Annotated in this window: 11 protein-coding genes; 2 read left to right on the top strand and 9 right to left on the bottom strand. The window is 69.1% G+C overall.

The features are described from left to right. The 7 genes from E2493_RS20295 to E2493_RS20265 all read right to left on the bottom strand — a co-directional run. Positions 1-640: helix-turn-helix domain-containing protein (locus E2493_RS20295; RefSeq protein ID WP_167737662.1), on the bottom strand; the 640-nt coding region annotated here is incomplete at its 3' end. 240 nt (positions 641-880) lie between these two features. Beyond that, positions 881-1,723 (bottom strand): HpcH/HpaI aldolase/citrate lyase family protein, encoded by an 843-nt coding sequence (locus E2493_RS20290; protein ID WP_135090512.1) that lies wholly within the window; start codon positions 1,721-1,723, stop codon positions 881-883. Continuing rightward, positions 1,720-2,169 carry a MaoC family dehydratase gene (locus tag E2493_RS20285; protein ID WP_135090510.1) on the bottom strand — a complete coding sequence of 150 codons (450 nt, stop codon included), beginning with the start codon at positions 2,167-2,169 and terminating at the stop codon, positions 1,720-1,722. The genes E2493_RS20290 and E2493_RS20285 overlap by 4 nt, the downstream gene beginning before the upstream one ends. A 103-nt stretch (positions 2,170-2,272) precedes the next feature. Continuing rightward, positions 2,273-4,162 (bottom strand): acetyl/propionyl/methylcrotonyl-CoA carboxylase subunit alpha, encoded by a 1,890-nt coding sequence (locus tag E2493_RS20280; RefSeq protein WP_135090508.1) that lies wholly within the window; start codon positions 4,160-4,162, stop codon positions 2,273-2,275. Positions 4,163-4,364: 202 nt separating this feature from the next. After that, a complete protein-coding gene (locus tag E2493_RS20275; RefSeq protein WP_135090506.1) occupies positions 4,365-5,960 on the bottom strand; it encodes a carboxyl transferase domain-containing protein in 1,596 nt (531 codons plus the stop codon). Continuing rightward, on the bottom strand, positions 5,957-6,238 hold the full coding sequence (locus tag E2493_RS20270) for a hypothetical protein (RefSeq protein WP_135090504.1): 282 nt from the start codon (positions 6,236-6,238) through the stop codon (positions 5,957-5,959). The genes E2493_RS20275 and E2493_RS20270 overlap by 4 nt, the downstream gene beginning before the upstream one ends. Continuing rightward, positions 6,235-7,389 carry an isovaleryl-CoA dehydrogenase gene (locus E2493_RS20265; protein ID WP_135090502.1) on the bottom strand — a complete coding sequence of 385 codons (1,155 nt, stop codon included), beginning with the start codon at positions 7,387-7,389 and terminating at the stop codon, positions 6,235-6,237. Before E2493_RS20265 ends, E2493_RS20270 begins: the two co-directional genes overlap by 4 nt. A 217-nt stretch (positions 7,390-7,606) precedes the next feature. Here E2493_RS20265 and E2493_RS20260 point away from each other — a divergent pair, with 217 nt between their 5' ends. Beyond that, the gene (locus E2493_RS20260) at positions 7,607-8,794 is read left to right on the top strand and encodes an acetyl-CoA C-acyltransferase (RefSeq protein ID WP_135090500.1); all 1,188 of its coding nucleotides are present in this window, start codon (positions 7,607-7,609) and stop codon (positions 8,792-8,794) included. Positions 8,795-8,854: 60 nt separating this feature from the next. Here the strand turns inward: E2493_RS20260 and E2493_RS20255 are convergent, their stop codons facing one another. Together E2493_RS20255 and E2493_RS20250 are read right to left on the bottom strand one after the other, a co-directional pair. After that, the gene (locus E2493_RS20255) at positions 8,855-9,703 is read right to left on the bottom strand and encodes a glycoside hydrolase (protein WP_135090498.1); all 849 of its coding nucleotides are present in this window, start codon (positions 9,701-9,703) and stop codon (positions 8,855-8,857) included. Positions 9,704-9,765: 62 nt separating this feature from the next. Next, positions 9,766-10,227 (bottom strand): NUDIX domain-containing protein, encoded by a 462-nt coding sequence (locus E2493_RS20250; RefSeq protein WP_135090496.1) that lies wholly within the window; start codon positions 10,225-10,227, stop codon positions 9,766-9,768. A gap of 145 nt (positions 10,228-10,372) precedes the next feature. On the opposite strand from E2493_RS20250, the gene E2493_RS22005 reads away from it, so the two are divergent. Then, positions 10,373-10,564 (top strand): hypothetical protein (locus tag E2493_RS22005; protein ID WP_225421620.1); only part of this gene is annotated, 192 nt, incomplete at its 3' end.

Raw genomic sequence — 10,564 nt, 5'->3', positions numbered from 1 at the left:
GCTTGGTCATGCCGACGACACCGGCCGAGGCAAAGGGTGTGCCGTTATCTGAGCGGATCATCTCGGGCAGCCCGTAGGCCGCAAAAACGCGCTCGAACACCGGCATCGCCTCCTCCCCGCGCGTGGTCGCGCCGGCAGAAAGGCCAATCAGGTATCGAGAAAAGCTGTCGCTGATCGTTAGCGGCTCAAGGCGCTCCCCGTCCCCAAGACGACGCCATCCCTTGTGATCAACCGCCCAAACATGATTGGGGCGCTCCGCACACGTCAGACCGCCGAGCGTCGGCGGCGCCCGATTTCGGCGGCGCCTCGACTGCACCAAGCCAGCCCGCTTCAGGATCTCGCCGGCCGTCGACGGCGCTGGCCACGGCAAGTCCGGACGGCGCTGTGCCAGTTTTGCGATGATCTTCCGCGGGCCCCAACTCGGACGCTCCTCCCGCTGCTGCAAAATTGCCTCGACGAGCATCTCGTCCGTCGCTCGGCCATGCACCAGCGGCGCACTCGACCGCTCCGCCAACCCCGCCACGCCCTCGCACGCGTACCGGTCGATCCACTTGTAAGCCGTCTTGCGGCTCACTCCGTAGTGACCGGCGAGCTCTACCACCGTCCAATGTCCCGCCAGCCAGTCACTGATGAACGCCACCCTCTCATCCATCGCACAGCTCTCTTGCCAAGGCATCGGCGAGTCTCCCTCGCCGATAAGACAGCTGTCACCCAGGTATCCGGTCTAGTCTGTCACCACCCTATCCGGTCTGCACAACTCCGCCTCCCCCTCCACGACTTCGTGGAGGGGGTGGGGGGTGGCTCTTCCTCTTCCCAGGCGCGCGGGCCGAAAAAGGCCACCCCCTGCCCCCTCCGGCAAGTGCCGGATGGGGTAAGGCACTTACTCCCCCGCCGCCGCGAGGATGCGCTGCGCCTGCACCAGGTGCGGCCGATCGATCATCCGGCCGTCGAGCGACAATGCGCCGGCGCCCGGCTGGGCGGCGAACGCCGCGACCACCGCCCGTGCGTGCGCGATCTCGTCAGCGGTCGGCGTGAAGGCCTGGTTGATCACCGGCACCTGCGCCGGATGGATCGCCATCATGCCGGTGAAGCCGTCGCGCCGCGCCCGCTGGGCATAGGCGGCGAGGCCGTCGAGATCGCGGAACGTCGGATAGACCGTCTCGATCGGCGCGACGCCGGCCGCGGCCGCCCCGAACAGGCAGAGCGAGCGGGCGAGCTGGTAGGGCGGCGTGTAGCTGCCGTCCTCCTCGCGGGAGGTCGAGGCGCCGATCGCGGCGGGCAGATCCTCCGCCCCCCAGGTCAGGCCGGCGAGCCGCTTGGCGCCGCCGTAGCTGCCCAGCTGGAACATCGCCGCCGGAGTCTCGGTGGCGATGGCGAGGATCCGCGCCGTCGCATTTCCGCGCTCGGTCAGCCGCCGCGCCAGCGCATCGACCGAGACGCCGCCCTCCGCCTTGGGAAGGACGATGCCGTCGGGCCGGGCCGAGACCAGGGCGTCGAGATCGCGCTCCGCCTCCGGCCCGTCGAGCGGATTGATCCGCACCCAGAGGCTCGCTGAGGGATTGGCGGCGACGAACGCTGCCACTGCCCGCCGCGCCTCGGGCTTGGCCGCGGGCGCCACCGCATCCTCGAGATCGAGGATCAGCGCGTCGGCGCCGGAGCCCAGCGCTTTCTCCATCCGGTCCGGCCGGTCACCCGGCACGAACAGCAGCGAGCGCAGCCTCACCCCCGCCTCCGGATCAGCGCCGTCCGCTCGCAGACGCAGACCAGTTCGTCGCGCTGGTTCATCATCCGGTGCTCGAACGTCACGATCCCTGCGTCGGGGCGCGAGCGCGAATCCTTGAGGCCGATCACCTCGGTCTCGGCACGCAGCGTGTCGCCGATGAACACCGGCTTGGGCATCCGCACCTTGTCGTAGCCGAGATTGGCGACCAGCGTGCCGAGCGTCGTGTCGCCGACCGAGAGGCCGACCATCAAGGCGAAGGTGAAGGTGCCGTTGACGACGATCCGGCCGAACTCGGTGCTCGCGGCATATTCGGCGTCGATGTGCAGCGGCTGCGGATTGTGGGTCAGCGTCGAGATCAGCAGATTGTCGGTCTCGGTCACCGTGCGATGCGGCTGATGAGGCAGTCGGTCGCCCAGCACCCACTCGTCGAAGAAGCGGCCCCCCACTATCGCCTCGTCATCCCGGCGAAGGCCGGGATCTCGTGCAGGAAAAGGCGCCGGCGCGTTCGCGACCTGAGGTTCCGGTTTTCACCGGGACGACGGAAATGGTTCATCCTTCCCCCTTCTCGACCCGCACGAGCAGGCTGCCCTCGGTCACCTGGGCACCCTCGGCGGCCGCTAGCTCGGCAATCACGCCGTCGAACGGCGCCGTCAGGCTGTGCTCCATCTTCATCGCCTCGAGCGTGACCAGTTTCTGGCCCTTGGCCACGCGGTCGCCCTGGCGAACCTCCACCGACAGCACCCGCCCCGGCATCGGCGAGAGCAGGGTCCCGTCCGAAGCGGCGCCGGCCGCCCCGCCCCCGCCGCTGCCCGGCAGGGTGAAGGCGAAGGCCTGGCCGGACGAGAAGACCAGCACCGCGGCGCCCTCGGCGGTGGCCACGCCTTCGATCGGCGGATCGCCGCCGGCGTCGATCGTTCGCGTCTCGCCGCCATGCGCGATCGCGACCCGCAAATCGTCGGCGGCGTTGAGCCGGAAGCCCTGCAGCGCGTCCCACGGATCGCCTTCCTCGGCACGGCCGAAATCGGACGCGAGCAGAGCGGTTGCGGCGAGGTTCCAGACCGGCTCCGACGGCGCCGCCTCGGGCAGCAGCCGGTCGAGCCGCGACGGGATGAACGCTGTGTCGACGTCGCCGGCGCGGAAATCCGCGTCGTCGGCGGCGCGGGCGAGGAAGGCGGCGTTGGTCCTGACCGGCCAGACCTCGATCTGGTCGAGCGTGTCGACCAGGCGGTCGATCGCCTCCTCGCGGCTCGCGCCGGTGGCGATCAATTTGGCGATCATCGGATCGTAATAGGAGCTGATCCGGTCGCCTTCCTCGACGCCGGTGTCGACCCGCACGCCGCGGCCGAGCACGAAATGGTCGAGCCGGCCGATCGACGGCAGGAATTCGTGGTTCGGGTCCTCGGCGTAGAGGCGCGCTTCGACCGCATGGCCGCGGATCCGCAGCGCGTCCTGCATCAGCGGCAGCGACTCGCCGGCGGCGACGCGCAACTGCCACTCGACCAGGTCCTGGCCGGTGATCTCCTCGGTAACCGGATGCTCGACCTGGAGCCGGGTGTTCATCTCCATGAACCAGATCCGGTCGGGGCGCAGGCCCTCGGACGCATCGGCGATGAACTCGATCGTCCCGGCCCCGACATAGTCGACGGCGCGCGCCGCCTTCACCGCGGCCTCGCACACGGCGGCGCGAGTCGCCTCGTCCATGCCCGGCGCCGGCGCCTCCTCGATCACCTTCTGATGGCGGCGCTGCAGCGAGCAGTCGCGCTCGAACAAATGGACGACGTTGCCGTGGCTGTCGCCGAACACCTGCACCTCGATGTGGCGCGGCCGCTCGATATATTTTTCGAGGAGCACGCGGTCGTCGCCGAACGCCGCCGCCGCCTCGCGCTTGCAGCTCGCCAGCATCTCGGCGAACTCCGCCGAGGCATTGACCCGGCGCATGCCCTTGCCGCCGCCGCCGGCCACCGCCTTGATCAGCACCGGATAGCCGATCGCATCGGCCTCGGCATGGAGCCGCTCGGGCGCCTGGTCCTCGCCGAGATAGCCGGGCGTCGTCGGCACGCCGGCGGCGTCCATCAGTTTCTTGGCGGCGTCCTTCAGCCCCATCGCCTCGATCGAGGCCGGCTTGGGGCCGACCCAGGTGAGGCCGGCGTCGATCACCGCCTGTGCGAAGGCGACGTTCTCGGACAGGAAGCCGTAGCCCGGGTGAATCGCATCGGCGCCGATCGCCCGCGCCGCGACGACGATCTTATCGCCGAGCAAATAGCTCTCCCGCGCCGGCGACGGCCCGAGATGCACCGCCTCGTCGGCCTCGCGCACGTGCAGCGCATGCCGGTCCGCATCGGAGAACACCGCCACGGTCCGAATCCCCATCCGCCGCGCAGTCCGAATGATCCGGCAGGCAATCTCGCCGCGATTGGCGATGAGCAGAGTTTTCAGCATTCGGCACACCCCGCCCACGCACGCCCTAGGGCCTCGAGTGCGATTACTGCCAGCACAAGTGCACAGAACCAATATCCCACCGGCCGCTCCCTGCGGTTCGCGTGAAGGAACTGAATATCGAAAGCGCCCCGGTGGAGACCCGATACCAGAATGGCGATTGCCAGCAGGCCGAGCGCAAAACTGAACCCATCTTGGTCCATGATCACATCCGGAACACGCCGAACCTGGCGCGCTCCGCGATCGGCGCGTTCAGGCAGGCGCTGAACGCCAGGCCGAGCACGTCCCGCGTCTGCGCCGGGTCGATGATGCCGTCGTCCCACAGGCGCGCGGTGGCGTAATAGGGATTGCCCTCGTCCTCGTAGCGCTGGCGGATCGGCGCCTTGAACGCCTCGGCCTGCTCCGGCGTCCAGCTCTCCGCGTCCTTGTGGACGGTGGCCAGCACGCTCGCCGCCTGCTCGCCGCCCATCACGCTGATCCGGCTGTTCGGCCAGGTGAACAGGAAGCGCGGCCCGTAGGCGCGGCCGTTCATGCCGTAATTGCCGGCGCCGAAGCTGCCGCCGATCAGGACGGTGATCTTCGGCACCTGCGCGGTCGCCACCGCGGTGACCAATTTGGCGCCGTCCTTGGCGATGCCGCCTGCCTCGTATTTTCCCCCAACCATGAAGCCGGAGATGTTCTGCAGGAACAGCAGGGGCGTGCGCCGCTGGCAGGCGAGCTCGATGAAATGCGCGCCCTTCAGCGCGCTTTCCGAGAACAATATGCCGTTGTTGGCGAGGATCGCGACCGGCATGCCCCAGATCCGGGCGAAGCCGCAGACCAGGGTGGTGCCGTAGAGCGGCTTGAACTCGTGCAGCTCCGAGCCGTCGACGATCCGCGCGATCACCTCGTGCACGTCGTACGGCGTGCGCACGTCGTCGGGAATGATGCCGTAGAGATCCTCGGGATCGTATTTCGGCCCGACCGGATCGGCGAGGTCGAGATCGACCGTCTTCACGCCGTTCAGCCGCGCGACGATGCTGCGCACGATCGCCAGCGCATGCTCGTCGTTCTCGGCGACGTGATCGACCACGCCGGAGCGGCGGCCGTGGACCTCGGCGCCGCCGAGATCCTCGGCCGAGATCACCTCGCCGGTCGCCGCCTTGACCAGCGGCGGGCCGCCGAGAAAGATCGTGCCCTGGTTGCGCACGATCACCGTCTCGTCCGACATCGCCGGGACATAGGCGCCGCCGGCGGTGCAGCTGCCCATCACGCAGGCGATCTGGGCGATGCCCTCGGCCGACATCTGCGCCTGGTTGTAGAAGATCCGCCCGAAATGCTCGCGGTCGGGGAAGACCTCGGCCTGGTGCGGCAGGTTCGCGCCGCCGCTGTCGACCAGATAGAGGCACGGCAGCCGGTTCTCGCGAGCAATCTCCTGCGCGCGCAGGTGCTTCTTCACGGTCAGCGGGAAATAGGCGCCGCCCTTCACCGTCGGATCGTTGGCGACGATCATGCACTCGCGCCCCGAGACGCGGCCGATGCCGGCGATCATTCCCGCGCCCGGCGCCTCGTCGCCGTACATGCCGTTCGCGGCGAGCTGGCCGATCTCGAGGAACGGCGCGCCCGGATCGAGCAGCCGCATCACCCGCTCGCGCGGCAGCAATTTGCCGCGCGAGACGTGGCGCGCGCGATGCTTCTCGGGGCCGCCGAGCGCCGCCTGGCCGGCGCGGGCGCGAAGCTCCGCGGCGAGCGCGCGATTGTGCGCAGCAAAACGGCGGAAATCGTCGGACCCGTCGTCGATCCTGCTGGTCAACACGGTCATGCCCCGGCCTCGGCGGCCGGCTGCGGCGGAGCCTTGCGGATCAGATAGCGATAGACGCCGATCACGTTGATCACGAACAGGATTCCGTTCTGCGCGCCGATCCCCTCGCCTTCCTTCGACAGGAAGCCCCAGAGCAGCAGGGCAATCGACGACGTGACGAAGATGCAGAAGCCGAAGCCGGTCCAGCGCCGCCCGAGATCGAGGCTGACGATCAGCGCCGCGATCGCGCCCGCTGCTGCGCCGTAATATTGCAGCAAATCGATCAGCGTCTCGCTCATGCCGCGCCGATCAGTTCGCGGCCGATCAGCATGCGGCGGATCTCGTTGGTGCCGGCGCCGATGTCGAGCAACTTGGCGTCGCGCATGAAGCGCTCGACCGGCCAGTCCTTGGTATAGCCGGCGCCGCCCAGCGCCTGGATCGCCTCGAGCGACACCCGCACCGCATTCTCGCTGGCGAGCAGGATCGCGCCGGCCGCGTCGAAGCGCGTCGTCTCGCCGGCGTCGCAGGCGCGGGCGACGGCATAGACATAGGCGCGCGCCGAATTGAGCGCGACGTACATGTCGGCGATCTTGGCCTGCATCAGCTGGAAGCCGCCGATCGGCTGGCCGAACTGCTTGCGCTCGCGCACATAGGGCAGGACGACGTCGAGGCAGGCCTGCATGATGCCGAGCTGGATGCCGGCGAGCACCGTGCGCTCGTAGTCGAGACCCGACATCAGCACGCCGACGCCGCCGTTCAGCGGCCCCATCACATTCTCTTCCGGCACCTCGCAATCGTCGAAGACGAGCTCGCCGGTCGGAGAGCCGCGCATCCCCATCTTGTCGAGCTTCTGGCCGAGGCTGAAGCCCTTCATCCCCTTCTCGATGATGAAGGTGGTGATGCCGCGCGAGCCTTCGCCGGTCTTGGCGTAGACGACCAGCACGTCGGCATGGTGCGCGTTGGTGATCCAGAATTTGGTGCCGTTCAGCACGTAGCGGTCGCCGCGCTTCTCGGCGCGGAGCTTCATCGAGACGACGTCCGAGCCGGCGCCGGCCTCCGACATGGCGAGCGAGCCGACGTGCTCGCCGCTGATCAGCTTCGGCAGATATTTCTGCTTCTGCTCGGGGCTCGCCCAGCGGCGGATCTGGTTGACGCAGAGGTTCGAATGCGCGCCGTAGCTGAGGCCGATCGACGCCGACGCGCGGGCGACCTCTTCCTGGGCGACGACATGCTCGAGATAGCCGAGGCCGAGGCCGCCGAACTCCTCCTCGACGGTGATGCCGTGAAGCCCGAGCGCGCCCATCTCGGGCCACAATTCGGTCGGGAACCAGTCCTCCGCGTCGATGCGCGCGGCGAGCGGCGCAATGCGATCGGCGGCGAACCGGGCAGTGGTCTCGCGGATGGCGTCCGCCATCTCGCCGAGCGCGAAATCGAGCCCGAAATCGGCCATTCTGTCTCTCCTGTTGCGGCCGCCCTAGCAGAGCCCGCGCGATTTGAACAAGCGGGCGCCAAGGACTAGATGGATGGCAATTCCTCCCCGGTACGGGGAGGGGGACCAAGCGAAGCTTGGTGGAGGGGCTGGCACCGAGCTGGCCAGCTTCGTGCCAGCCCCTCCGTCAGCGCTTCGCGCTGCCACCTCCCCGTGCCGGGGAGGAATAGGAGATTGCATGTCCACCGATCCGATCGTCATCCTGTCTTATGCCCGTACGCCGATGGGCAGCTTCCAGGGCGCGCTGGCCGGCGCCTCGGCGACCGAGCTCGGCGCCGCCGCGGTCGGCGCGGCGGTCGAGCGCGCCAGCGTCGCCCACGAGGCAATCGAGAAGATCTACATGGGCTGCGTGCTTCCCGCCGGCCTCGGCCAGGCCCCGGCCCGCCAGGCGGCGCTGAAGGCGGGCCTGCCCAACCACATCGAGGCGACGACGGTGAACAAGATGTGCGGATCGGGCATGCAGGCGGCGATCATGGCCGCCGACACGATCGCCGCCTGCTCGGCCGACCTGATCGTCGCCGGCGGCATGGAGAGCATGACCAACGCGCCCTATCTGATGACCAAGCACCGCGGCGGCGCGCGGATCGGCCACGACAGGATCATCGACCACATGTTCTTCGACGGGCTCGAGGATGCCTATGAGCAGGGCCGGCTGATGGGCAGCTTCGCCGAGGAATCTGCCGGCGAATATCAATTCACCCGCGCCGCGCAGGACGAATATGCGATCGCCTCGCTGACCCGTGCCCAGAAGGCGCAGTCGGAAGGCTGGTTCGACCGCGAGATCGTCGCCGTCGAAATCGCTGGCCGCAAGGGCGCGGTCACGGTCGACGCCGACGAGCAGCCGTCCAAGGGCGATCCGTCCAAGATTCCGAGCCTCAAGCCCGCCTTCGCCAAGGACGGCACGATCACCGCCGCCAACGCCAGCTCGATTTCCGACGGCGCGGCCGCGATGGTGATCACCCGCCAGTCGGTCGCCGATCGCCTCGGCATCGCGCCGGTGGCGCGGATCGTCGCTCATGCCGCCCATGCCCATCTGCCGGCGAAATTCACCACCGCCCCGGTCGGCGCGATGAAAAAGGCGCTCGACCGCGCCGGCTGGACGATCGGCGACGTCGACCTGTTCGAGGTCAACGAGGCCTTCGCCTGCGTCGCGATGATCGCAATGCAGGATCTCGGCATCGGCCACGACATCATCAACGTCCATGGCGGCGCGACCGCGCTCGGCCATCCGATCGGCGCGAGCGGCGCGCGCGTCATGGCGACCCTGCTCTCCGCGCTCGAGACCCATGGCCAGCGGCGCGGCCTCGCCAGCCTGTGCATCGGCGGCGGCGAGGCGACGGCGGTCGCGGTGGAGCTGATGAACTAGCGCGTTCGAAGCCTTCCTGTCCCCACATCGTCATCCCGGCGAACGCCGGGAGGGCAATCACTAGCAGTCGGCGCTTCTATAGCCTTCGGGAACGTTCAGCCGCGCGGGGTGGCGGTTGAACACGTCGGCGGCGAGGACGTGCCGCCGGCCGTAGACCCGGGCGAGAACCGCGAACAGCGCCGGATCGTAGCGGCGCAGATCGTCGTGCGAGACGATCGCGGCGTCGTCGAGCCGCGCCAGCATGTTGGTGTCGAACCAGAATTGGGTGCCTTCCGCCCAATATTCCTGGAGCGTGACGCCGGCATAATCTCCCCGCCAGCGTCCGGCGCGGATCGCGTCGGCATAAGCGCGCTCGATCGCCGCGAACAGCGGGCGGTCGGCCACCTCGACCGCCGCCAGGATGCGGTGGGAGAATTCGTGGACGAGAATGCTCTCGCCGAAATATCGGGTTCCGCTGCGCCCGAGCAGATTCTCGACGCCGACCGTCGTGTAGGTGCCGCCGGTGCCCCGGGCGCGCCGATCCCAATAATCGCGATCGCTCATGCGCTCGATCTCGTCGAACCTCTTCAGCTCGCATTGCGTGAGCCTCGGATCGTCCCGCGACGGCTTCTTCCAGTGGCGCTGCTCGGGAAGATCGGTGGTGCTCTCCTCCTCGGCCATGATGCCGACCCTGACGCCCTGGCGGACGAGCTCGCGACGAAGGTCGGGGCGCCGCGCCAGCAGCCCGTCGATGATGTCGCGGGCGACGAACAGGGCTTCCGGGGAAACACGCAGCGAGGACACGATCGGGATGCCGCCGGCATCGACATAGCGGCCGTAGAAGGGGTCCAGTCCGAGCGCGGCCGGCGGGGCGCTCGTCGTTGGGCTCGTCGCAGGCGCGGCCGAGGCGAGCAGAAGGAGCAGAGGCATCGTCCAGCAACGGCGCATCGGACGGAGCTAAGGCTGCGCAGCTGTCGCCGGGATGAAGGACCTCACCACGCGCCGTCGGGGACGCGGCGGCCGAGATGCTCGTCGATCCGGCGAAGCGTCGCCGGCGAGACGGTCTCGGGCAGGCGGTCGAGCGGAAAGGTCGCCGCCTCGGCGACTTCGAAGCGATCGGGCACCGGCTCTCCGGCGATCGTCCCCCGGAACAGGTAGATCGTGTCCTTCCTGCCTTCGGCGCCGCTGACATGCGTCGAGACCGGCTCGAGATCGAACACCGCGCAGCCGAGCTCCTCGCGCACCTCGCGGCGGGCGGCCGCCCTGGGCTCCTCGAACGGGCGAATGCCGCCGCCGGGCAGCACGAACATGTCCGACCGCCCGTAAGTGTTGCGGATCAGCACGATCTCGCCGGCGGCGTTGAACAGCATTGCCTTCACGCCGCGGGTGCGTGGCCGGAAAATCCGCCACAGTCGCTGGCGGATGCGGAAGGCGAGATTGAGCAGGGGCTTCATGCCGCCAGCGTAGCAGCGCGATCGCGCCACGCCAGTGCCGCGGCCCCGTGGGCGGTCCTTCCTTCTGTCCCTCGCCGGCCACGCCTCGTCGCGCGACGGCCGCGGCCGCGCGCCCGGCGCCGCTGACGGTCGTTCTTCTCCTGTCATGAATCAACCGATCCCTTCCCGACGCGCCATCGCCCTGCTGCTCGCGGCCGGCGCGCTCCCGTTCACGCCCCTGCTGGCGCAGGAGACGCCCGCCCCCGCCGAGCCTCCCGCCGCCCAGACACCTGCGCCCGAGCCGCCCCGCCAGGCTCCGACCGCGACCGCGCCGACCGCGCCGATCGTCGCGCCGGCG

Origin of the sequence: Sphingomonas parva (ex Maeng et al. 2020), assembly GCF_004564275.1 — a bacterium.
Lineage (GTDB): Bacteria > Pseudomonadota > Alphaproteobacteria > Sphingomonadales > Sphingomonadaceae > Allosphingosinicella > Allosphingosinicella parva.
The sequence above is the reverse complement of the archived record's forward strand: the minus strand, read 5'-3'. Positions and strand labels throughout refer to the sequence as shown.

What these genes read in the sequence shown, in the direction of transcription:
- E2493_RS20280 (WP_135090508.1), bottom strand. Translation starts at nt 4,162, where the DNA reads ATGCTGAAAACTCTGCTCATCGCCAATCGCGGCGAGATTGCCTGCCGG.
- E2493_RS20275 (WP_135090506.1), bottom strand. Translation starts at nt 5,960, where the DNA reads ATGACCGTGTTGACCAGCAGGATCGACGACGGGTCCGACGATTTCCGC.
- E2493_RS20270 (WP_135090504.1), bottom strand. Translation starts at nt 6,238, where the DNA reads ATGAGCGAGACGCTGATCGATTTGCTGCAATATTACGGCGCAGCAGCG.
- E2493_RS20265 (WP_135090502.1), bottom strand. Translation starts at nt 7,389, where the DNA reads ATGGCCGATTTCGGGCTCGATTTCGCGCTCGGCGAGATGGCGGACGCC.
- E2493_RS20260 (WP_135090500.1), top strand. Translation starts at nt 7,607, where the DNA reads ATGTCCACCGATCCGATCGTCATCCTGTCTTATGCCCGTACGCCGATG.
- E2493_RS20255 (WP_135090498.1), bottom strand. Translation starts at nt 9,703, where the DNA reads ATGCCTCTGCTCCTTCTGCTCGCCTCGGCCGCGCCTGCGACGAGCCCA.
- E2493_RS20250 (WP_135090496.1), bottom strand. Translation starts at nt 10,227, where the DNA reads ATGAAGCCCCTGCTCAATCTCGCCTTCCGCATCCGCCAGCGACTGTGG.